This window comes from Kitasatospora sp. NPDC094016 (genome assembly GCF_040304045.1).
Lineage (GTDB): Bacteria > Actinomycetota > Actinomycetes > Streptomycetales > Streptomycetaceae > Kitasatospora.
Genome location: NZ_JBEOUK010000027.1, coordinates 33,247 through 54,164 on the forward strand (window position 1 = coordinate 33,247; position 20,918 = coordinate 54,164).

The 20,918-nt window shown below is 72.0% G+C and carries 22 protein-coding genes; 11 read left to right on the forward strand and 11 right to left on the reverse strand.

The features are described 5' to 3' along the window. Position 1: 1 nt before the first annotated feature. Positions 2–742 carry an O-methyltransferase gene (locus ABT015_RS23645; RefSeq protein ID WP_350882179.1) on the reverse strand — a complete coding sequence of 247 codons (741 nt, stop codon included), beginning with the start codon at positions 740–742 and terminating at the stop codon, positions 2–4. Between the two features lie 205 nt (positions 743–947). Here ABT015_RS23645 and ABT015_RS23650 point away from each other — a divergent pair, with 205 nt between their 5' ends. Then, positions 948–2,237, forward strand: coding sequence for a helix-turn-helix transcriptional regulator (locus ABT015_RS23650; protein WP_350882181.1), 1,290 nt, complete (start codon positions 948–950; stop codon positions 2,235–2,237). Positions 2,238–2,320: 83 nt separating this feature from the next. On the opposite strand, the gene ABT015_RS23655 is transcribed toward ABT015_RS23650, so the two are convergent. Continuing rightward, positions 2,321–3,061, reverse strand: coding sequence for a hypothetical protein (locus ABT015_RS23655; protein ID WP_350882183.1), 741 nt, complete (start codon positions 3,059–3,061; stop codon positions 2,321–2,323). A 124-nt stretch (positions 3,062–3,185) separates the two neighbouring features. Here ABT015_RS23655 and ABT015_RS23660 point away from each other — a divergent pair, with 124 nt between their 5' ends. Then, a complete protein-coding gene (locus tag ABT015_RS23660; protein ID WP_350882185.1) occupies positions 3,186–3,848 on the forward strand; it encodes a hypothetical protein in 663 nt (220 codons plus the stop codon). Between the two features lie 14 nt (positions 3,849–3,862). On the opposite strand, the gene ABT015_RS23665 is transcribed toward ABT015_RS23660, so the two are convergent. After that, on the reverse strand, positions 3,863–4,657 hold the full coding sequence (locus ABT015_RS23665) for a site-specific integrase (RefSeq protein WP_350882187.1): 795 nt from the start codon (positions 4,655–4,657) through the stop codon (positions 3,863–3,865). A gap of 655 nt (positions 4,658–5,312) precedes the next feature. Between ABT015_RS23665 and ABT015_RS23670 the strand changes: the two genes are divergently transcribed. After that, positions 5,313–5,648 carry a hypothetical protein gene (locus tag ABT015_RS23670; protein ID WP_350882189.1) on the forward strand — a complete coding sequence of 112 codons (336 nt, stop codon included), beginning with the start codon at positions 5,313–5,315 and terminating at the stop codon, positions 5,646–5,648. A gap of 147 nt (positions 5,649–5,795) precedes the next feature. On the opposite strand, the gene ABT015_RS23675 is transcribed toward ABT015_RS23670, so the two are convergent. Further along, positions 5,796–6,299 carry a helix-turn-helix transcriptional regulator gene (locus tag ABT015_RS23675; RefSeq protein WP_350882191.1) on the reverse strand — a complete coding sequence of 168 codons (504 nt, stop codon included), beginning with the start codon at positions 6,297–6,299 and terminating at the stop codon, positions 5,796–5,798. A gap of 248 nt (positions 6,300–6,547) precedes the next feature. On the opposite strand from ABT015_RS23675, the gene ABT015_RS23680 reads away from it, so the two are divergent. From ABT015_RS23680 to ABT015_RS23690, 3 genes are all read left to right on the forward strand, one after another. Beyond that, entirely contained in the window at positions 6,548–7,426 is an 879-nt protein-coding gene (locus ABT015_RS23680; protein ID WP_350882193.1) for a GNAT family N-acetyltransferase, read from the forward strand. Positions 7,427–7,504: 78 nt separating this feature from the next. Then, positions 7,505–8,332 (forward strand): hypothetical protein, encoded by an 828-nt coding sequence (locus ABT015_RS23685; RefSeq protein WP_350882195.1) that lies wholly within the window; start codon positions 7,505–7,507, stop codon positions 8,330–8,332. A 48-nt stretch (positions 8,333–8,380) separates the two neighbouring features. Beyond that, the gene (locus ABT015_RS23690) at positions 8,381–8,602 is read left to right on the forward strand and encodes a hypothetical protein (RefSeq protein ID WP_350882197.1); all 222 of its coding nucleotides are present in this window, start codon (positions 8,381–8,383) and stop codon (positions 8,600–8,602) included. A gap of 61 nt (positions 8,603–8,663) precedes the next feature. Here ABT015_RS23690 and ABT015_RS23695 read toward each other — a convergent pair whose 3' ends face one another. Together ABT015_RS23695 and ABT015_RS23700 are read right to left on the reverse strand one after the other, a co-directional pair. After that, positions 8,664–10,214 (reverse strand): hypothetical protein, encoded by a 1,551-nt coding sequence (locus tag ABT015_RS23695; RefSeq protein ID WP_350882199.1) that lies wholly within the window; start codon positions 10,212–10,214, stop codon positions 8,664–8,666. A 222-nt stretch (positions 10,215–10,436) separates the two neighbouring features. After that, positions 10,437–11,348, reverse strand: a complete 912-nt coding sequence (locus tag ABT015_RS23700; RefSeq protein ID WP_350882201.1) for a hypothetical protein — start codon at positions 11,346–11,348, stop codon at positions 10,437–10,439. A gap of 232 nt (positions 11,349–11,580) precedes the next feature. Between ABT015_RS23700 and ABT015_RS23705 the strand changes: the two genes are divergently transcribed. Continuing rightward, complete coding sequence (locus ABT015_RS23705; protein ID WP_350882203.1) at positions 11,581–12,879, forward strand: hypothetical protein; 1,299 nt, start codon at positions 11,581–11,583, stop codon at positions 12,877–12,879. Between the two features lie 73 nt (positions 12,880–12,952). Here ABT015_RS23705 and ABT015_RS23710 read toward each other — a convergent pair whose 3' ends face one another. From ABT015_RS23710 to ABT015_RS23730, 5 genes are all read right to left on the reverse strand, one after another. Then, complete coding sequence (locus ABT015_RS23710) at positions 12,953–13,555, reverse strand: hypothetical protein (RefSeq protein ID WP_350882205.1); 603 nt, start codon at positions 13,553–13,555, stop codon at positions 12,953–12,955. Positions 13,556–14,045: 490 nt separating this feature from the next. Beyond that, a complete protein-coding gene (locus tag ABT015_RS23715) occupies positions 14,046–14,630 on the reverse strand; it encodes a hypothetical protein (RefSeq protein ID WP_350882207.1) in 585 nt (194 codons plus the stop codon). 47 nt (positions 14,631–14,677) lie between these two features. After that, positions 14,678–14,872, reverse strand: a complete 195-nt coding sequence (locus ABT015_RS23720) for a hypothetical protein (RefSeq protein WP_350882209.1) — start codon at positions 14,870–14,872, stop codon at positions 14,678–14,680. After that, positions 14,865–15,605, reverse strand: coding sequence for a zinc finger domain-containing protein (locus ABT015_RS23725; RefSeq protein ID WP_350882211.1), 741 nt, complete (start codon positions 15,603–15,605; stop codon positions 14,865–14,867). The genes ABT015_RS23720 and ABT015_RS23725 overlap by 8 nt, the downstream gene beginning before the upstream one ends. A gap of 44 nt (positions 15,606–15,649) precedes the next feature. After that, a complete protein-coding gene (locus ABT015_RS23730; protein ID WP_350882213.1) occupies positions 15,650–16,630 on the reverse strand; it encodes a hypothetical protein in 981 nt (326 codons plus the stop codon). A gap of 1,159 nt (positions 16,631–17,789) precedes the next feature. Between ABT015_RS23730 and ABT015_RS23735 the strand changes: the two genes are divergently transcribed. The 4 genes from ABT015_RS23735 (at position 17,790) to ABT015_RS23750 (ending at position 20,787) form a co-directional block, all read left to right on the forward strand. Continuing rightward, entirely contained in the window at positions 17,790–17,939 is a 150-nt protein-coding gene (locus ABT015_RS23735) for a hypothetical protein (protein ID WP_350882215.1), read from the forward strand. Positions 17,940–18,716: 777 nt separating this feature from the next. Next, a complete protein-coding gene (locus ABT015_RS23740) occupies positions 18,717–18,938 on the forward strand; it encodes a hypothetical protein (protein WP_350882217.1) in 222 nt (73 codons plus the stop codon). Positions 18,939–19,091: 153 nt separating this feature from the next. Continuing rightward, positions 19,092–19,418 (forward strand): hypothetical protein, encoded by a 327-nt coding sequence (locus ABT015_RS23745; RefSeq protein ID WP_350882219.1) that lies wholly within the window; start codon positions 19,092–19,094, stop codon positions 19,416–19,418. Between the two features lie 31 nt (positions 19,419–19,449). After that, positions 19,450–20,787, forward strand: a complete 1,338-nt coding sequence (locus ABT015_RS23750; RefSeq protein ID WP_350882221.1) for a site-specific integrase — start codon at positions 19,450–19,452, stop codon at positions 20,785–20,787. Positions 20,788–20,918 lie beyond the last annotated feature (131 nt).

Sequence of the window (20,918 nt, forward strand, 5' to 3'; positions counted from 1 at the left end):
GTCACCGGCGACCACCCACGAGGAACGGCTCCGCGATCGGCCAGGACGGCATGAGGACCTCGGCCGTGAGCGGCAGCAGACGGAACATGTCGGACGCCGCCAGCAACGCGGTCGGCAGGTCGGCGGCGATGTAGCCGACCCCGCGCCGGCGGCCGACCTGGAGGCACGGCAGCGGGTAGGAGCCGTACGGGTCGGAGACGTACATCTCGCTCAGGTCCCGGCGCGCGGCCCGGACCAGGGCGGGGCCGCAGTCCACCCCGTCGTAGCTGTCGTAGCCGAACCGCGGATGGCCGATGTTGAAGTCATCCACGGCGATCACGCCGCGCTGGACGGCGCGCAGTTCCGCGACGAGCGGCCAGCTCTTGCCCCAGTGCGCGTCCAGGTAGACCAGGGGCCGACTGAGTCCGATCATCATCTGGGGCAGCAGCTCGGCGGAGTCACCGACCAGGACCCGGACATTGGGGTGCGCGCGGCAGCGTTCGGCGGTCAGCGCGGCACGACCGGGGTCGACGTCGCAGGTGATGACCGGCAGGTCCGGGTACATGCGGGCCAGGTAGACGGTGGTGTCGCCCAGGCAGCACCCGGTCTCCACGATGCCGTCGACCTGGTACCCGCGGATCAGGTAGTCCAGCTGGAGGGCGACCTGGATGTCGAAGCCCAGCGGGCCGCCTCCGTCCGAGAGCAGCTCAGAACCCGCGCGTTCGACGGTGTAGAAGGTGCGCAGCAGCGTGTTGGTGTCCATCTCGCCTCATTTCCCGCCGAGTTGACGTGGGAGCCAGTGGTTGAGGCCGGCCGGGACGAGCGGGCCGGGGGACCGAGTACAGGGCAAATCCTCGGCTGCGGCAAGTAGTTATCTGTCACCTTGGTGTCACCGCCTGTGGGGTCTTGTGCCGCCCGCAACTCAGTGGTGTGATGGCGCGATGACACGCGGTAGTGAACATCCGCTGGTGTCGGCCCGAAAACTCGGCGGCTGGTCGCAGGACGACCTCGCCCGCGAGATCCGAAAGCGCAAGCAGCAACGCGGACTTGCCTCCAACATGGGGCGCCAGCGTGTCTACTGCTGGGAGAACGGGCACGACCCCACCGACGAATCGCAGCTCTACCTGTCCGAAGTCTTCGACGTCCCCTGGAGCGACGTGAAACGCTACGGCTGGCCCCACTGGCTCCCCGGACAGCACCAGCCCGTCGACCTGGGCTCTGCCCCCGCCGCGACCGTCCTACGCAACGCCATCGACAGCAACCTCACCCGCCGCTCGGCGATCGCCGCCAGCTCGAGCGCCCTCATCGCCCTGTGCACCCAGTGGTCCCAAGACGCCCAAGCCCACCAACTCGACCAAGCCCTCACCGGCGATACCCCCTGCGACACCGGCCTCGTCGACTGGCTGGAGGAAGCCTCCCGCACCCTCACCACCCTGCCCACCGCCGACCGCCAACACACCGTCGAACTGATCGACGCCCACCTCTCCACCGCCACCACACTGATCGAAACCAGCCGCCACGACGCCCCCACCACGCTGCGCCTGCACGCCCTGGCCGCTCGGCTCGGCCAGACCGCCGGCTGGACCCGTTTCGACGTCGGGGAGCACGGCTCCGCCGGACGGCTGTGGGAAGGCGCTCTCCACGCCGCCCACGCCGCGGGCGCCACCGACCTCGGCACCAGCGTCCTCGCGGACTTCGCCTACCAGGCGATCTGGCTGCGCGACCCCAGCACCGCGATCGGGCTTCTCGACCGCACCCTGGACTGCACGACTCACCCCCGAGCACGGGCGCTGCTGCACATCCGCAAGGCTCGAGCCCACGCCATCAGCAGCGACGAAGGCCTCTGCTACCGCTCCCTCCACGCCTGCGAGGAACTCCTCGACACCTCCAGCCCCGACCCGGTCCCGGCCTGGTGCTCCTGGATGTCACCGGCCGACTACCTCATCGATGCCGGCCGCTGCTTCCTCGACTTCGGCGACCTCCGCACCGGGGTGAGCTACATCGACAACGGCCTCGCGGAACTCCAGACGCCCCGCGCGAAGACCAGCGCCATCTTCCAGACCTACCAGGCGGAGGCCCTCGCCCGCGCCGGCGAACCCGAGCACGCGGCCGCCGTCCTCACCGCCTCCCTCGACACCGCCAAGCGCATCGGCGCCACCCGGTGCGTCGAACTCGCCCGCCAGGCCGCCCCCGCCTTCAACGCCTACCGGGACCTCAAGCCGGTCAGCACCGTCCTGGCCCGTCTCCAGAACCCGTAGGACCCCGGCCCCGGGAGCGCTAAGCCGGTCAGCACCGTCCTGGCCCGTCTCCAGAACCCGTAGGACCCCGGCCCCGGGAGCGCTCACCGCCCGGACAACAACTCGCACAACGTCGACCTCGCGACACCCAGCTCCGCGCGCGCACGGGCCTGCGAACCGTGATGATCAACCAGCAACTGCGCGGCGATGCCACGTTGGGCCCGCACGTCCCCGGCGACGGTACCGCGCAGCAACTCGGTCACGGTCGCAGCCGCCCGCGCCCCGGCAAGGGCCTGATCGGTGCCGGCGCCGCCAGGGACGGCGAGGGCCGCGACCAGACGGCGAGCGTGCCGGGCGGCGAGCAGCACCGGCGGCAGCCCGTCCTCACGCACGTGAGGGAGCCGGTAGACGAGCCGGGCGGCGGCGAGTTCGCTGATCTCCTCCAACTCCCCACCCCCGTCGACGCTGAGGTAGCGCCCGCAGCGGGTCACGAACAGCTCGACGCCCGGGCCAGCGACCCGTACGGCGCCGTCGAGGTCGACGACCCGGGCCTGACGCCAGGAGTACTGAGGGCCGACGACGACCTGGAGGCCGCGGCCGGCGGCCGCACCGTCTACCCGCCAGGAACCGGCGGCATCGAGCAGCGTGGTGAAGGTGTCGCCGGCGGCGAGCCGCTCGTGGAGGGCTTCGGCATCGATCGCGACCAGGCCGTCCAGCCGCCGGTCCGGCACGCGGCGGCCCAGGGCCCAGCCGCGGCGGCCAAGCCGCAGGCAGGTGGCGGCCGCTCGCTCGACCGGGGTACGGGCGAGCGATTCGAGGTCGGAGGAGGTGAGCGTGAGGCGCACGGGTCGGTCCTGGTTCGTCGGCGGGTTCGGGGCGGCCCGAACGTAGCTACACCAAGACCGTACGGTCGCGGGGATCTTGGCCGAATCCGACTGCAGACGTCGGCTCGCGCGGCATAGTGCGAGGGTGACCACGACACCGGACCGCACCGACCTGCCCGCCCGCCGACGCCGCCACGCGCGGCTGATCGCCGCCCTGACCACGCTGATCGGCGCCTGTGTCGAGGCCGCGGGCGCGGTGTACGGGCCGATCGCCGGCGCACCGCCCGAGCAGGAGGCCGTGGAGGTGACCCGCCTGCCGTGCATTCAGGTCAGCCTCGCCGCCGCCACCCTGCTTGAGATCGCCCGCAACGAGGACGACACCCGCTGGCCGGCCTCCGTCGTCCGGGAGCGGGAGGAAGCCCGGCGGACGTTCGCCGCGCGGTGCGCCGTGGCACAGGCCCAGGAGCACATCGAGCAGGACGAGCCGCCCGGTGAGCACGGCGTGCAGCTGGCGTCCGCGGAGCAGTTCGCCGCGATGGAGCTGGTGAACGCCGGCGACGAGGTCGCCGCATCCTGGCGGCGCGATCCGGCGGAGGCGGTCGCCCTGGCGCGCGAGCTGGTCGCCGGCGGCGAGCTCACCGTGGAGGAGATCCTTGACCAAGCGGTCGACTCCACCATCGCGACCGGCCTGCTGGCGCTGCAGGAGGCCGCCGCGACGTCCGACCCGAGCATGGCGGCGGAGCTGTGCCTGAGTGCCATCCCCTACATCGTGCTCGCGGTCACCCTGGCCTCCGCCGACCTGGACTGACCAAGGCCCCCGGCTTACCCGAGGAACGGGTTGGGGGAGTTGGCGAGGCCGTCCGCGGTGAGGGTCTCGGTGAGGTGGGCGAGTTGGGGGTGGGTGGAGGCGATGGCGCGCAGAAGGTCCCGGGGGCTGTTGTAGCTGTCGAGGCGGCGGCCGCGACCGCTGGTGAGCAGGGGGCCGGCGTCGGGACGGCTGTACGGAGCTGCCGTACGGCGGTGGAGGAGGTAGTCCTCGACGGCGTGGGCGACGGCGGGCGGAACTTCGCGGGGGCCGCTGAGACCGCCGCCCTTGAGGGTGGCGCGCAGGGTCGTGCGGTGCTGCTCCCTGATCCAGTGGCCGTCGAGGTTGAGGGCGACGGCCTGGTGGGCCCGCAGGCCCATACCGAGGACGAGGTAGCCGAGCGCGCGGGCGCGGTGGGGCAGGAGCGCGTCCGGGTGGCGGACGTAGGCGTCGAGGGCAGCGACGAAGTAGGTGGACTCGGCGCGGGTGAGCGCGGGGCGGCCGCGGGGCAGACCATCGACGGCCGGGCGCAGCCCTCGGGGGACCGGGTTGCCGATGGTGGGCTCGATCTTGCGGGCGTGCCGGTAGAAGCCGCGCAGGACGCTGATGCGCCAGGCTTCCGTACGGGGGCGGTCGGGCGTCTTGGTCCAGGTGCGGATGTCGTCGGAGGTGAGATCCCAGACCTTGGCGGGGCCGAACGCGTTGATCAGGTCGGTGACTTCGCGCTCGTAGTCCTCGCGGGTGGTGTCGCCGTACGGGTTGCTGAGCAGCCAGTCGGCGAGGATGGCGGAGGGGTCGAGGGCACGGGCCATGTGCTTCAGGGTGCCATACGCTGGATCGCGGTGGTCCGGGCTGGGTGCTACGGCGTGCTCTGGGCTTCGGCACGCGGCTGCTGCAGGCCGGGGCCGGCGACGTGCATGCCGTCCTTCTCCACGAGCAGCTTCGGGCAGGCGGGGCAGGAGTAGAGGTTCAGGGAGCCGAGCTAGCGCCAGCCGGCGGCCCACTTGGACTTGCGCCAGGTGCAGGCGGCCTTGTAGGTGGCGCGCTCGTCGTCGGGGTCGACGAGCGCGGGCGGCAGCACTTCGACTACCTACTCCCGAGAATGACTTGTGATAACAGCCCTACTCTCGCCAATTGCCCTGGTGAGCCTTCCGCATCACCGTTCCTACGTGTACGTGAGGGGCGCGCGCGACTCCGGCTGAGTGGGTGGCTGAGGTCCTGGGCTGTTATCACAAGTCGCCTGTGGTGCCCTAGGAGCCGTGGTGGGTGTCCGGCGGGCGGCTCCCACGTCACCCACCGGACACCCCCACCCTCCTGTACGACGATGTGCCCCAAAGCGTTACACCCGCCCGCCGTCCCGAGCGGCACCGCCATGTTCTCGGGTGAGCCCGGTGACCGAGGGCGGCCCGGCTCGTTGACCCTGACGTGGACCACAAGGGACTGGCCGCGGTACGAGGAGTAGCGGTTGTGTCGGCGGCGAAGCTGGCGCTGATCCAGGGCGAGCAGAAGCTGTACTACGAGGAGATGCAGGCCGAGCTCGCCGCCGCCGGCATTGACGAAGAGGCCCTCGACCGCGAACTCGACACCATGCTCGCCGCGGCTCAGGCCGACTACGAGGAGATCAAGCACGTCCGCGCGGCCGTCGACAACGGCACCATGACCCCGCACGAGCGGGACGTCTTCCTCCAGGGGTACCGCGAGCGCGAGGCCGCGCGAGACGAACAGTTGCGCAGGCGCGACGAAGCCCTCGCCGTCATCCAGGAGATCAAGACGCGCTACGGCTGGTCAGAGAGCACCGCCTGATGTCCACCCAGCACGGCCGCTTCGACGCTACATCGGCCCGTTGATGATCATCGACTCCCAGCAGGATGGCGAACACCGGTCCTCCGCCACCTGACTCGTCCCGCGGGCGCACCGGGCTCGGCATCGTGTCGGGCCCGGGCTGACGGCTCAGGCAGCCAGCTTGCGCCCGCGTGCCTTCGCGAAGCGCTCCGCTTCTACACGGTGCACCAGGATGCGTCCGCCCTTGGGGCCCAGCCGCACCGGGCTCGGGCCGTCCGGCCGGCCGACCAGCCCGTAGACGGTGTTCGCCGGCATCCCCGTGGAGTCGGCCAGCTGCTGCACGCTGAACCACTCCACCCCGTCCGCCTGCGGCACACCTACCTCCCGCTGCGGCGCCGGGGCCAGGGCCGGAACCGGGATCTCGGTTCGGGCGAGCTCCACCAGCTCGGTCAGGAAGTCGCTCACCGACACGCCTCGCTCCAGCGCCGTGCTCAGCAGCCACTCCGCGAGCGAGGCCGGCAGCTCGTACGTCATCTGCACCAGCACGCCGGAGGCCGCGCCGTCGTCCAGCCCGTACTGGCGCAGCAGGGCGTTCTTGCTGTCGAGGAGCTGGCGCAGCACCTCCAGGTGCTCGTCGGTGACGGAGTTCGCCGAGAGGGTGGTGAGAGCCATGTCGTCGTGTCCTTCGCAGGTCGTGGGCGCTTACCTGGAAGTACGACAAGTACCGATGATGTGTTACACCGCCCGCCGTCGCCGGGGGTTGCAGGAGGAGTTTCGTGAGCCGGTCGCTTCGGTCGCTGCCGCCCCGACGCCGTAGCAGCCGCACACCGCGGTTGACCCCGGCCAGGCCCGGAGCCGTCTGAACCGGGATCTCTGTGGTTACGAGGTCGTGTGTCCGGCCGAGGCTAGGCTCCGTGTCCATGGACGCTTCTCTCTACCGTATCCGCCCGTTGCACGCAGCCGACATCGATGCGGTTCTGGAGCTGATGCGGATGGCCAATCCTGCCTATGCCACGCAGGACTTGCGGGCGAATCGGCATCTGCTGGAGATCGCCTGTGCGCCGCCGGGTACCGGGCTTCCGGACGACGCCTTGCGGGTCATGGCCGAGGAGATGGCCAGGAGCGCCGCCGGGGTTTCCGTTGACGCGGACACCGTGCACGCCATGCTGAGGAAGGGGAACGCCTCGGGTGATCTGGTGGCGAACGGGCTGATCAGTACGGTGGCGGAGGAACTGGCGGCCGGTTCCGTTGTCGGGGTGGTGAACGCCGGCGCTCCCGGTAAGTGGTCCCACTACGCCTTCACGCAGTTGCCCGAGTCGATGGGCCGCCAGTTGCGCGAGCGGGTGGTGGAGGTGAGTGACATCGCGGTGGCGCCTGCGGCACGGCGGCGAGGGATCGGCCAGGAGCTGATGAACGCCGTCCTCGAAACGGACAGCGAGCGGGCGCAGCGGTGGCGAGTCGCGATCTGGTTCTTTCCCGAGGGAGAGACTGCGGGTGGCTTCCACCGTGCGATGGCCCCCGAGTGGCCGGCCGGGCAGCCGATCGCCTTCCTGGACTCCGCAGGCGGCTATGCCGAGTTCCGCAACATGACCAGAGATCTTCGTGCGTGCGTCGCACCGCTGCACCCGGGTGTGGGCCTGGTCGTAGACCCTGTCACCGGGCGGGCTGCGATCAAGGGTGTTTTCGATCAGCCGTGGCCGTGGGCGGCCACCGGCGGGCACGGAGCCGGGCCGTCGACCCGCGGCTCCAAGGCGGACAGGAAGCGGGAGAAGAAGCTGAGGGGCCGCGCCCGGGGGTAGGGGTTGGTGGTGGCGGGCACCGCGGGGAAGGCCCGGTTCACCCGCCGCCGCACTCCCGGCAGGCCTACGCTGGAGAGCGTGACCACCTCCACCGTCGACACCGTCTCCGCCGTCGCCCGCGAGGCCTGCCTGAGCGCCCTGGCCACCCACACGGCACGGCCGGACGCCGACCCGGGCCGGCGCATCGAGCTGCTGGCCGCCGCTTGGTGGGCGGGTGTGCGGGATCTGGTGGTGCTGGGCGCAGCCGCCGGTTGTACCGTCGACGAGGTCCGGGCCGGGCTGCGGGTCGTCGGGGTCGACCCGGTCGGCGCCAGCGTGCTCGGGTCCCCACGCCCTGCGTACGCGCCGCTTCGTGCCGGGCAGGTGCGGGAGGTGGCGGAGGTGGTGGGCCGGATCGTCGGCCCGGCGTCGCTGCGCACCGATCCGTCGCCAGAGGCGCTGCTGGCGTGGCATCTGCACATCGCGTTGCTGCGTCTGGCCGTCGTCCTGGACGACGCCGCGCCGGTGGAGCGGAGGGCGGAGATGGCCCACGACCTGGTGGAGCGCCTGCGTACCGTGCTGGCCCTGGCCGAGGAGGTCATGGCCGGTCTGCACGGGCGTGAGGAGCTGGCGGCGCTTGCCGAGCGCGATGACGAGGCCGCGGTCGCGGTGGAGGGGCAGGCCGTCGCGGAGGGCGCGACGGTGACCCTGGGGCTTCCGGTCGGGCATTCGATCACCGTCACGGTCTCCCGGCAGCCGTACGGGCGGCCCGGCGCCGGGTACACCACGGTGACGAGCTCCAGCACATTGTTGGACACCCTCTCGCGGGTCGACGGCGCCGAGCACCTGCAGTTGCGGCACGCTCTCGACACGATCGCCCGGGTGTTCACCGGCCGCCTGGCCGCCGATGCCCGCGAGCCGGGCTGACCGGAGCGGGACCGGCACCTCGGTGTCCCGCCGGTCGTTGAGCGGGTCATGGGTGCACAGGGACTCGGCCGGCGGCTGGATCTGGCGGTGCCGCGCGGTTCGGCAGGCGCGCGGCGTACGGCGGCCGGGCGCCTCGAGGACGTTCCGGACGAGCAGGTGCCCGTCGACCGGTTGCTGGTCCGGGCCCGCGAGCGGCGTCTGCACCGCGCCGCGCTGACCGCCGCCGCCCGGCTGCTCCCCGTGGTCCCTGACCGGGACGGCGGTCGCTGACTGCGGCCGCTCCGGGTTCGGGCACGGCGGGTGCCCCGGGGTTCCCGGGGCACCCGGGTGGTCAGGTACCGGTGGAAGGGCTGGGAGGGGCCGCCGGGGGCTCCTCCTGCTCCTGCCTGCGGGCGGGGGCCGGCAGGTCTACGGGGAAGTCGAAGTCGACGATGCGGCTCCGGCTGTCGTAGAGGGCGAGGCCGGTCCGCAGGTCGATGCTGGCGGTGGTCTTGTCCTCGCCCCCGCGCGTGAGCGGGACGACGACGTCGGGAACCGGCCCCCTGGTGGCCGCTTGCGTCGGTGCGAGCCAGTCCTGGACCCGCCGGGCCAGGTCCGGGTCGGTGCTCGTGGCGGCGCACAGGTCGTCGTCCGCGAGGTGTTCCCAGCCGCCGGCATCGGCTGCGCCGGAGACGACCTGTGCGAGGTGGTGGGCGACGGGGGTGTAGCTGCCCGCCAGCTCGGTCCAGCAGGACAGCCCGTCGTACAGCTCGTCCACGCTGGCGGGATCCCACCGGGTGGGGTCGGCGGTGAGGCCGGGGCCCAGGCCCCGGATGAGGTCGCGCATCTCGCGGGTCTGCCGCAGGTCCTGCGGTGCGGCGTACAGGGTGGTCGGCGTGGCCCCGCCCCAGTCGCGCGCGGACTCCTGGTGCTCGGTGTCGAGCCGGTGCAGCGCCACCAGCAAGGAGGCCACCGCCCGGCGCCCGGCCCTCGCCAGCGCTTGGACGATCAGCTCGACGCTCCCGGCCTCGGGGTGCACCACCGGGTCCAGCGGACCGCGGACACCGGCCAGGACGTCGTACTCCTGGTCCTCGAAGGCGCCCTCGGCGTCCGGGTCCACGGCGTAGCGGCCGTCGCCGAGGTGGTGCCAGCCCTGGCCGTGGGCGTCGATCAGCCGGTGCGGGAAGCCGCCGTCGTAGGTGGTGAAGGCGCCGTGCGGGTCGGGGAGCAGGGAGGGATGGACGTCGTTGCGGACCAGCGCGTGGACCGGGAGCCGTTCCATCAGCCCCTGGGCCATGCCGGGCGGGGTCGGGACCCACTGGACCCAGCGTCCGGTCTGCGGGATGAGAGCGCGCCGGGTGAGCTCGGCGCGGATCGAGCGGTGGGCGTCGGTGATCATCAGCTGGGGGTCGTCCCACGGGCGGCGCACCCCGAGGGCGACCAGCCAGGTGGCGGTGACGTGGCCGGGCGGGGCCGGCTCGTCGTGGTCCAGCGGCATGATGATGGGCAGCGGGCCGTAGACGTCCGCGGTGGCGCGGTACCAGTGGCCGTCGCGGACCAGGAAGCGGCAGCCGGCCTGCACCGCCTGGGCGGCCTCGCGGGGGCCGTCGCGCCAGCCCTCCGGGGCCTCGGGGACGACGGCGGTCAGCAGGAACGGCACCGTGACGGCCTCGTGCCGGTGGCCGTAGGGGTCGTCGGCCGGGCGGGCGCCGGCGGGCGGGATGTGCGGGTTGCCGTAGGTCGTCCACTCCAGGCCCGCGTACCGGCCCGGCGCCGGTTCCCAGGCCGCCGGGGTCTGGGCGGTGGGGTCCGGGAGGAGGTCGGTGTAGCGCTCGGTGGCGCCGGCATCCTGCTTCGCGCGGGCGCGGCGGGCGCCGTAGCTGCGGGTCTTCTTCGGGGACATGGTGGTCTCGATCCTGGCGGGCCTGCCCACGCGCTCCCCGCCCGGTACCAGGGCACACCACAGGAGGCACGGGCGTCCAGGAAGCAGGTCCCTGATGACCCCTTCGTCGTCGGCGCCCGGCGTCCCGGCGTGGGCGGGGATCGGGCAGCGACTGGGCGGTGCGTGTCCAGCCGACGGCAGACTATCCCCTCCAAGGCCGGTATGCGGTCTCCTCGGGTGAGTTCAGCGCCGGGGGCGCGCGGTGACCTGGCGCAGCCAGGACTCGGCGCCGGCCGCGGCGGCGCGTTCACGGTTCGGGTAGTGGTCGTGGCGGTTGGGGGTGTTGCCGTGGGCCCAGGCGTTCCAGCCGTTGCGGCGCAGGTGCCGGTAGGCGGGGTGGAGGTGGCAGATGACGGTGCCGTCGGCGGTGACGAGGTGCCAGGTTCCGTTCTCGCGGTAGTCCGCGTCCTTGACGAGGTCGGCGGTGTCCAGCAGGGCGATTGCCTTCGCGCGGGTCAGCCGGGGCCGCTTCTCGTTCTTCGCTGACACGGTGGTGGCCGGATCCTGCGAGGTGGAGGCGTCACGTGACGGCTGCTTTCCGCCGGGTGGACGCCGGTCCGGGTCGGGGCCGTCCGCACCGGTGGCGTCCTTGGCCATCCGCACCCAGTCGTCGCCGAACACCCCGCCGGACTGTTCCCAGCGGGTGATGGGGGCCGCGCCGCGCAGGTTCTCCGGGAGACGGCCGACCTCTTCGAGGGGCGGCGGCACGGTCCGGGAGGTGTCACGTGACGGCTCGACCAGGGGCAGGACGGCGACGGTGGGGACCGGGGTGGTGTCGTCCCAGTCGGTGTCGGGATGAGCCGCGCGGGCCCGGGTTACCAGGGCCCGCGCGTTGACGGCGATCACGTCCAGGTCCACCGGGTCGGCGGCCACCCCCGCACCCAGGGCGGTAGCGGTGCGCCCGGCCGCCAGCGTGAGGGCATCGGCCAGCTGGCGGGCCGGGATGTCGACGGTGCGCTGGTCCTCGCGCCCGGCGGCGGTGCGCCGGCGCCAGGCCGCCGTGCGGTGCGCCTTCGAGCAGTACCTGCTGTCGCTGCGCACGCCCTCGGGGATCGGCCCCTCGCAGTACTCGCAGCGCCTCTCCTCGTACGACACCCGACACCCCTTCGCCTATGCGTCTCGTGACGGCTAAGCGTACGGCCCGGTTCCCCGGGCCCTGGCCGGCTTTCGGTACCGCGATGCGCTTCGGCGCGGGGCATGCTCGCTCATCCGGGTGACATCCGGACGACCGGCTGGCGGGAGCGGCCTGCCGTGTGGAGTACTGGGCCGGTGTGAACGCTCGCGCGGCCGCGCGGGCCGATACGGTCCGGGACGAGGGGGAGGCGGCATGCCCAGGAGGACGGTCCTGGCCGTCGTCGTGCTCGCCGTGCTGACCACGGCGGCCCTGCCGGCCGGCGCCGTCCACGGCGAAGGCGCACTACCGGTGGGCCGGGAGGTGGTGCAGCGTCAGGAGGCCCTCGATCGGCTCGCCGACCAGATCACGGCGGCGGTGCCGGAGAACCGGCGCGCCGACATCCCGGGCTACGCGGGCCTGACCGTCGACCCGGAGCAGGGGCTGCTCACGGTGTACTGGCACGGCGACGTCCCCGAGCGCGTCACCCGCCTGATCGCGCACCCCCCGGCCGGGATCACCGCACAGGTCCGGCCGGCGCCGTACACACTCGGCCGGCTGCGGGCGGCGCGGGACCGCCTGGTCGCGGCGGCCACCGCCGGTGAGCCGGGCGCGGACTGGAACTCGGCGGCTCCGGTACCCGACGGCACCGGACTGGCCGTCACCTACGCCCCCGCAGTGGGGGCGGCCGCCGTCCGGACGCCGGGCGGTGCGGCCGAACGCGAGCGGGTCGCGGCCCGGGCCGCCGACCTCGCCGGGCTCCCCGTGGCCGCCATGCCCGCCGTCACCCCGCAGGCCACCGGGACCCGGCACAACGACGCCAGCCCCTGGAGCAGGCGCGGGGCATCATCAGCGCGGGCGGCGGCAGCACGGTCACCTGCAAGTGGGGTACCGACACGGCGGCGAGGAACGTCACCTGCTGGGACACGGTCGTCTTTGTGCCGATCGGTCCGGTCGTCGACAAGTTCGGCCTCTCCCTTGCCTGACACCATGCGGAAGGACGGCACCATCATGGTGAACGCGATCACCGGCCGGCTCACGGCCACCCTCGGCGTGCTCGCCCTCGCCTGCGGCGCGGCCGCCGCCGTTCCCGGACCAGTACCCAGGGGCCAAGCCCTGCGCGAGCTCCAGCAGGCCATCCACCAGGCCGGTATCGGCCCCGCGACCTGGCACGTCGACACCGTCTCTGCCCAGCCCGGCGATTACGTCCAGACCGTCGAGGTCATCGGCAGCGTGGACGACGCCCGCCGGGCCCTCGACGCGCGCTTCCCCGGCCAGACCCGGGTGGTCCACGGGCACGTCACCTCGGACCTGGTCTGGCGCAACGGCCACGACTACCCCCTCGAAGGCGAACTCCAGGCGCTGAATCGACCCGACTTCCAGATCTTCAAGACCGGTGCGGCGCCCGACGGCCGCACCACGGTCGGCGTCGTCGGCGACCTCGACGCAGCCCGCGCCTACCTCACCGCCCACTACCCGGGCCGCACGAGCGTCCACGACAACACCGCGCGCTGAACCCTCTTCACCAGCCGTCCGGCCGAAGCCCGCCGCGCGACGGAGGGTTTCGGCCGGACGTTGACCGGCCTGGTCAGTCGAGCACGCGGATCTCCCGCCACGTGCGGGGCAGGATCAGCACGTCGATCTCGTCCTCGTAGCCGACGTCCTCACGGTCGAAGCGCAGCACGGGCGTCAGCTCGCCGGGTGCGGGCAGCGGCTGTTCGGCCCGGATCCGCCCGGTGATGCTGTACTGCTCGCCGAGGAACTCCACCCGGCGGCCGAGCAGCGCCGCCCAGTCGTAGTCGGCGGGGATCACCGGCAGCGTCCGGCAGGTCGGCGGGTTGTGCCAGCGGGCGCTGAACCGGCCCTCGGGGTAGGGGGTGCCGCACGTCTGGCAGCGGGTGTAGTCGGCGCTGAGGTCCTTCTCGCGCTCGCACCAGCCACAGCCGGGGCGGTGCTCGTCGTGGTCGTGGTAGTGATCCTGCTCGCGGCGCTGGTCGGCGCCCGACCAGTCGTCGCCTTCGGCGCAGTAGCAGGCGTCGCACGTGGTGCAGGAGCCGCAGCCGCTGCACTGCGAGCGCAGGTGGTGCCCGCAGACGTGGTTGACGTCGTCGGACGGGTCGCCGGTCCAGGCGGGCACTGCCGGGCCGTCACCGGGCAACGCGGCAACGCGCCGGTTGTTGGGCGTGGGCATATCCGATCTCCGTTCGAAGGCGGGACACGGTCCGGGCCGGCGGCCGCACGGTACGCGTGCGGCCCGCGGCCCCGGGAAGTAGGCGCTGGCGGCAACCAGGTGCTTCCAGGTACCACGCAATGACAGGGCCGGCGTCTGGTGGGGACGGTGGGGATGCCGTTGCAGCACCCCCGGGCGCCTACTCGGTGACGGCGCGTCCGGCATCCCAGGAACGGCGGCAGTACCGCCCGTCAGTCCCGCAGGTCGGTAGGGGCGCCGCGGCCGGGACTGGCCTCCCGTAGGCCTACGGCCCCCTCCAACGCCTCGGCGGCGAGCGCTGCGAACGGCTTGCCCGGTGCCATGTGGCGAATCACCGTGGACGGCGAGACCCCCGGCCACGAACCCGGCCGCGGCAGGACCGCGCGGGCCTCCGCACCTACGCGCGGCTGGACAACCAGACCCAAGCTGCGGACGAGGCCCTGCTCGGCACTGGGGGTTCAGGTGTAGGCGCTCACCGGCCCTCCTCCGCCCGCAGCATCAGCCAGACGATCCGGCCGATCTCGTGCAGCCCGTGGTGGAGCTCCAGGCGGTCACGGCCGGACAGCCGCAGTACCCGGGTCTCCTGACCCGCCTCCTCCAGCTCGACGCTCTGGTAGGCGTCGCCGTCGGTCAGCCGGACGGTGATCCGGCGCCCGGGGCCGAGCACCAACTCCGCGGTGAGCGAGGCGACGACCGCCAGGCCCTCCCGGCGGCAGGAGTCGACCATCCCCCGGTGCCTGGCCTCGCGCTGCGTCTTGGGCACGTTCTCCACCAGGTGCTCGCGCACGTGGGTGGTCGTCCGGTGCAGGTGGTCCAGCGCGTGCTCGGCGTCGGCCAGCCGGTTCGCGCGCGCGCGCGGCGTGAGCAGCGCGCTGAACGCGCTGAGCGCGATCGACAGGTGGGCTCCCGCCTCCGCCAGCGGCGGCGCATCCTCCATCCGGCCGGCGGGCGAGAACACCTCGCTCGCGTGCCGGGACAGCTCCCGCAGCGCGGCCGGGTCGAGCGGCGCCGGCGGGGACAGCTTCCCCGGCACCGCGGTGGTCTGGTAGGTCGTCATCGGCTTCCCTTCGATGGTGGTTGGTGGTGGTGGGTCGATACCTGTCTCTAACGGTGCTGGGGGTTCAGAAACAGGTGCTGGCCAGCGGTCAGCACGGGGTAGTGCGCGGGGTCGGTGGTGGTGAAGCGTTCGGCGAGCGCCTGGACGACGGCGGCCACGGCCTGGTTGTCGCCGGTGATGCGAGTCCGGGTGATGCCCGGCAGCGGGGCCGGGTGGTCGTGGCGGGGTCGGCGTTCAGACATGGCGGGTCACCGGGATGTTCGGGCCGAGGGTGTCCAGGCGCTCGTCCACCCGCCGGGTCGCCTCGGCCAGCCGGCCCTTGTGCGGCTGCTCGGTCAGGCGGCCGGTGCTGGTACGGCACGGCTGCCCCTCGCCCTGGCCGCACGTGCTGTTGTCACAGGCGACCAGCAGCACCTCGGCGCGGATCGCCGCCTCCCGCTCGACGGCCCGGCGCTCGGCGGCCGCCCGCGACTCCACGAAGTGCACACCGTCCATCCCGGCCGGGAAGGTGGTGGTCTCGGTGCGCAGCCAGCGGGCCATGGGGTGGTCGTCGGGGACCTGGCGGCCGCGGTGGGCGAGCAGGAGCAGCTGCTTGTAGGTGGGGACGACGGCGGGCGGGTAGGTGTTCGGGGACGGGGCGGGGTTCTCCTCCTGGCGGGCGGCCGCGCCCCAGGCGCGGCCGTCGTCGAAGCGGGTGGCGAGGGGGAGGTCGCCGGCGGTGATGGCGGCTAGGCGTTGCGCGGTGGCGGCGTCCCCGTCGAGTGTCTTGGCGGTGCGGCGCAGGTCCTCGATGAGGTCGGCGAGTTCGACCGGCGCGTCGGGGGTCTCGGCGGCGTAGGCGATCTGGCGCAGGAGGACGGCAGCGGAGGAGACGTGTCCGGCGATCTCCTCCAGGGTGATGCGGCGTCCGGCGCGCAGGTGCGCGGTGTCGGCCGGGTCGGTGCTGGACTGCTGGGCGGAGGTGGTGGTGGTCACGGCGGGCTCCGTCTCGTCGGCCGGAAGGGCAGGGTGGGGACGGGTCACATGAACCTCGCCCGGGCCACGACCGCGACGGCCCGGGCTTCAAGGCTGCCGTCCTCCGGGCTGCCGGGGCCGGCGACCAGGACGTGCTCCGTACGGTCGATCAGGTCCCACCAGCTGTCGGGCAGGCTCACCTGCTCGGCGGCCCGCCACAGCACCTCATCGTCGAAGCCCTCGTCGTCGACGAGGACGAGTTCCTCCAGCGAGCGGGTGGGGATGTTCAGGCGCAGGCGCCAGCTGGTGTCCACCATCGGAAGGCGGGAGCCGTCCCAGGCGTTCCAGCCGGTACGCTCGCGCAGGTCGGCCAGGCCAGCGGCCGGGGACTCGGGGTAGAGGGTGAGCATTGGCAGCGGGGGCTGCCCGGGCAGGGTGATTTGGCCGAGCATCACGCCGTAGAAGGCGTTGGCGGGTTCGCCGTCGTCGTCCAGGCCGAGGTCGTCTGGGGTGACGATCTGGAGGCCGGGCGCGCCGTTCCCCTCTCCTTCGACGTGGTCGACGCCGGCTGCCCAGTGGTCGAGAGCGTCGTCGAGGACGGCGGTGGCGTCGCTGGTGGTCATCCTCTCCAGCAGATCCAGGGCGGCCTGGGCGTTCTCCTGCTCGTCCGACCCGGCGGCGCGCGCCGTGGTCCACCAGGCCCTGGTGGGCTCGGAGGCGAACATGCCGGGGCCTCCGGCAAGGCGGGTGAGGGGGTTGTCGAAGGCGGCCGCGGCGAGCACCGCGACGGTGGGCCGGTTCGCGACGAGCTTGGTGATCATCGACGCCTGGCAGGGCTGGCAGCCGGCCCTGCACGCCCCGACAAGGGCGGTCGCGAGGCGGGTGTTGACCGGCCGCCCTGCCGCATGCGGCAGGGTACTCAGCCTGTTCAGGTCGGGGCCGGGGTGCTTGTGGCCGGTGCCGTTAGCTGCGGCCGACAACGACATGCCGGTGGCCGCCTTGCGCTTGCGGGCAGCCTGCTTCCGGGAACGGTTCTGCTTGGGCATCGCGGTCTACTTCCAGCGCGCACAGCGAGAAGGGGCAACGGTCCCGCGAACCGGACCCCAGCGCGCGAAGGACTCAGCGAGCAGGGCGGGTGGACCATGTTGAGCTGACGACGTGTGCGGTGCGGGAGTACCAGTCCGCGGACTGCGCTCCTACCACCTTGGCCGCTGTGCCGCCCGTTCGCGGGCCGTACGGCGGGACTCCGGCCCTCACACGCGGCCGTCACGGCACCATGGCCGCACCGACCACGTTAGCAGCCCCACCAGGCTGCTCCGCAAGTACCTTTCTCCTACAGGAGTAGGCGAGTTGGGCTGGCTCCTGCGTACACCTTCGGCTAACTCCCGCACCTGCTGAGAGGCCGGGGGCCGGCGCGTATGCGCCGAGCCCCCGACCCGCGCGGACGGTAGCCCTCCAGGGGCAGCTTCTCCCGCTGCCCGCACTGGCCACTCGCATCCGCGCCGAGGTCGTTCTACCGGGGCAGACGCGTTACGTCGCGCACTGCACCACATCCACTCGCACGAGTGAACATCTCCGGCCCGGTTGGAGGGCGACAGTAGACTCCCGCAGAGTGGAGCGGTTGCGGCATGAAGGCCCGCGAGTCAAGCCTGCCTTCGGGCCTGGCCGACAGGCAGACCTGGCGCCCCTAAGGTCGAACTCATGGCCGCAGAAACAGCGTTGATCAACTCCTCGCTTCTTCCGGCGGGCCCGGCGGGGCGGGTGACGTCCAGGTCGGGGTTCGCGTCGTCCGTGCAGTAGACCTCGATGCGGAAGGGCTCCCCGGTCGTCGGTGACCTCGACACCTTCTCCGCCCGCCCTCGGTTTCTCGCCCACGACCGCACTTCCCGCGCCGGGCGTCCAGATTGGCGTCCGGTAGACCCAGCGCTACGGTGCCCATCGGCAAGGCCAGCCGTTTGCGCATCCACGGCTGCTACCTGGTGTCATTTTGGAAGGCCGCAGGTCAGGAGATTGATCGCATGCGAAGACTATAGGCAACCCTACAGAGTTTTGAAGCATCATCAATTGGCTATAGAATCAGCCGCGTTACTGCCATTCCGAGGGCTATCCCCTCGACCCTTCCCGATGATCTTGGGTTCCCTCCGGACCCGGGGGCCCGGGCGCAGCCCCATGCGCCCACCCATCAAGGAAGGGGAGCAGCGTTCCATGACTGGACAGCCGAAGGACGACCCGAACACCGGACACGAGCCGGGGCAGGAGAAGCCGGACGACCAGCAGGAACGCCGCGCTCGAATGTGGGGTGCGATCGTCATCGAGGCGCTCAGGCTGGCGGCGGAGATCTTCCGCTGGCTCTGAGTGCGGTCGTGCGGCCCGGGGTGCCTCCCGGGCCGCACGAGTGGTGATCCGCCGCGCCGTGCGCGGTCCGCGGCCGCCCGGTTGCTTCCTGAATGAGGAGCCGGGCGGCTTCACCATGCCTCCGAAGGATTTCACCCCCGGAAGTCTTCTAGTTAGGTCAAACCGGAAAAGATCCCGGAGTCCTAATAATGAACTTCGAACCGTCGACTAAAACATTCGATTTCAATCCGCGTCCTCGACGTTCGAAAGTCAATTAGTCGAGAATCTAGAGCAATCGGATTCGTTAGGTTCTTTCGATGACCTAAATCTCAATCTATCACGGCAGAGAACGGGTCGATGGCTTCGGTGAGCGATCGCCAGGGCTTGCAAACCGCCGCCGGCGGGCGGACAGAGGGGCGCGGAAGTGTCTCACGTGAGACGCTTCCGCGATGGGCACACCTTCCGACGGCGCTGGAGCTCCACGGCCAGGACGAGGAAGCCGAGCTCGGCGCATGCATCCTAGGAACGTTCCGGGCAGCGATTTCCCCCGCTCAAGGCCCTCGGGACCAGTTGGTCCCGAGGGCGGCCGGCGAACCGCGCCGGACACGGTGGCGGGCCTGGCGCCTGGGCGCCGCCTCACGCGAGGCGGTGATGTCCCCGCCCTGGCGGCCCGACCCTCCCTCTCCGCCCGTCCGTCACGCGTTAACGAGCGTTAGCCTCGTATATGTGGCAATATACGAGGCAACCGCTGTGAGAAGCTCTCCCTCGCCAGTTCCCCTCGCGCGAGAAGGTGCCCCAGTGGAACCGCAGCACACCCCGAACGAAGCCGGCGACGGCGCCGAGCCCGACTTCGACCGTTACGCCGGCAGCCTCGCCGAGATCATGGAGCGCGCGCTCGACGCCCTGGAGGCCGAGCACGACCAACTCCTCGACCTGACCCACGAACAGCGCCAGGACGACGAGGCCGTACTGAGCAGGCTGGAGGACGTGACCTGGCCCACCCGAACCGACACCGCGTAGCCCGGGGCGGTGTGCCCAGGGGCCCGCCACCATGGCCCCGGACACCGAACTGCGCCACCTTCGCAGACGTTCCGCACCGCTCAACCGCATGGAAGACTGACCACCAACAACCGTGCCTTGCAACGAACTTCACGCCACGCCAAGGAGACCGACATGACGTACGACGACTTCGAGGACCATGCCGAGGTCGAGGCCCAGACCCGGCGCCGGCAGGCTACCGACCTGGAGCACATCGCCAGCTACTACGGGCTGGAGCACCGGCTGGGTATCCGGGTCGCGCTCGGCGGCCGGGTCCGCCACGGCGGCCGCGAGGGCGTCATCGTGGACACCGCCGGACAGCGGCTGCGGGTGATGTTCTACGGGGCCGAGGAGTCCAGCATCTGCCACGTCACCTGGGCGATGGAGTACGAGACGGCAACCGGCTGGATCGCGGCCGCCCCCGTCCCGGACCCGTGGGCCGCCAGCACGGCCGCCGCATGAGCGCGACGCCGACTCCCCGCGGCAACCAGACGTGAGCACCGAACTCGACGTCCTGGACGGCGAACTCATCGACGGCGACGACAGCGGGCCGCTGCCGGCCGTCGTCGCCGAAGAGCACGGGATCGACGTCAGCGGCTTCGACCGCGACACGGTGCTGGTGGCCGGCCAGCCGCTGCCGGTCAAGTTCGTCGCGCCCGCGTACACCGCGCCCGACTTCGTCATCAGCGAGGAGATCGCGCAGCTTCTCGCCGAGTCGACAGTGCCCAACACCGACAGCAACCACCGGGCGCGGGTGCGGGTGTTCCAGCGCTGGTGCGCCGAGCGCGGCCGCGTCGCGCTGCCCTGCACCACGGCGACGCTGATCGAGTACACCGGCTGGATGATCCTCAGCGGCGCCTACGCCCCCAACTCCGTCTCGGACTACCACAGTTCGGTAGTCACCTGGCAGGAGCGAAAGACCCCCGGGCACACCCGGCCCGGCACCATCCAGACCAGCAAGATGATCGCCGCGTTCCGCGCGCGGTGGTCGACGAAGAAGACCGAGAAGCAGTCGCCCGCGATCCTCGAAGCCGACCTCGAAGAGATGCTCGCCGTCTGCGACGAAGACCCGCGCCGCGGCGCCCGCCTGCGGGACGCTGCCCTGCTCACCATGGGCTGGCACCTGCTCAGCCGCCGCATCGAGCTGGCGCACCTGCTCCCGCTCCACGCCGGCCTGGAGAGGGACGGCATCGCGATTCGCCTCATCGACCGCAAGACCCGTCACGACGGATCGGCGTTCGAGACGTGGCTGCCGGCCCGCGACGACGCCCCGCACCTGTGCCCGGTACGGCGGCTGCGGGCCTGGCTGGAGTACCGCCGGATCGTCCATGTGCCCCAGGACCGGGCGCTCTTCGCCGCGCTCGACAAGGCCGGCCGCCCTCAGGTTCGCCTCACTCCGCAGACCCGCCCCAAGCACCCGGGCGGCCGGCCCAAGGACGACCACGAGATCACCGACGAGGAGTGGACGACCTTGTCCTACCTGTCGGGTGAAGCCGTCAACACGATCATCAAGGCCCGAGCCACGAGCGCCTACCTCCGGGTGGCCGGCCTCCCCGAGGAGCAGCGCATCGCCCTCGGCTACAACGCGCTGCTCGACGCCGCCACCGCGAAGGCCGTCACCGCCCACGGTGTCCGAGCTGGCGGAGCTTCCGCGCTGCGCGAGGCCGGCGTCTCCGAGGACCAGATCGCCGAGATGGGCGACTGGCGCAAGGACAGCGCGGCGATGCGCCGCTACTTCCGCAGGATCAGGGCACGGCTGCAGAACCCGTGGGCCTCCGCCCGGGTCGAGCGGCTGGAGCAGCGGGAACGGATCGCCGGCAGTGGCAGATAGGCAACGGTGCTCTGAGTGGGTCGAGGCGTTCGACGGGCCTGGCCGGAAGGTTGACACGCCACCTGATGCAGAGCAGCACCGGCATACGGCTACGCTCAGTGCGACCGCACGTGTGGTGCCCCGCTTCTTGC

What these genes read in the sequence shown, in the direction of transcription:
- ABT015_RS23645 (WP_350882179.1), bottom strand. Translation starts at nt 742, where the DNA reads ATGGACACCAACACGCTGCTGCGCACCTTCTACACCGTCGAACGCGCG.
- ABT015_RS23665 (WP_350882187.1), bottom strand. Translation starts at nt 4,657, where the DNA reads ATGGCCCGTGCCCTCGACCCCTCCGCCATCCTCGCCGACTGGCTGCTC.
- ABT015_RS23675 (WP_350882191.1), bottom strand. Translation starts at nt 6,299, where the DNA reads ATGGCTCTCACCACCCTCTCGGCGAACTCCGTCACCGACGAGCACCTG.
- ABT015_RS23680 (WP_350882193.1), top strand. Translation starts at nt 6,548, where the DNA reads ATGGACGCTTCTCTCTACCGTATCCGCCCGTTGCACGCAGCCGACATC.
- ABT015_RS23690 (WP_350882197.1), top strand. Translation starts at nt 8,381, where the DNA reads ATGGGTGCACAGGGACTCGGCCGGCGGCTGGATCTGGCGGTGCCGCGC.
- ABT015_RS23695 (WP_350882199.1), bottom strand. Translation starts at nt 10,214, where the DNA reads ATGTCCCCGAAGAAGACCCGCAGCTACGGCGCCCGCCGCGCCCGCGCG.
- ABT015_RS23705 (WP_350882203.1), top strand. Translation starts at nt 11,581, where the DNA reads ATGCCCAGGAGGACGGTCCTGGCCGTCGTCGTGCTCGCCGTGCTGACC.
- ABT015_RS23710 (WP_350882205.1), bottom strand. Translation starts at nt 13,555, where the DNA reads ATGCCCACGCCCAACAACCGGCGCGTTGCCGCGTTGCCCGGTGACGGC.
- ABT015_RS23715 (WP_350882207.1), bottom strand. Translation starts at nt 14,630, where the DNA reads ATGACGACCTACCAGACCACCGCGGTGCCGGGGAAGCTGTCCCCGCCG.
- ABT015_RS23720 (WP_350882209.1), bottom strand. Translation starts at nt 14,872, where the DNA reads ATGTCTGAACGCCGACCCCGCCACGACCACCCGGCCCCGCTGCCGGGC.
- ABT015_RS23730 (WP_350882213.1), bottom strand. Translation starts at nt 16,630, where the DNA reads ATGCCCAAGCAGAACCGTTCCCGGAAGCAGGCTGCCCGCAAGCGCAAG.
- ABT015_RS23735 (WP_350882215.1), top strand. Translation starts at nt 17,790, where the DNA reads ATGACTGGACAGCCGAAGGACGACCCGAACACCGGACACGAGCCGGGG.
- ABT015_RS23745 (WP_350882219.1), top strand. Translation starts at nt 19,092, where the DNA reads ATGACGTACGACGACTTCGAGGACCATGCCGAGGTCGAGGCCCAGACC.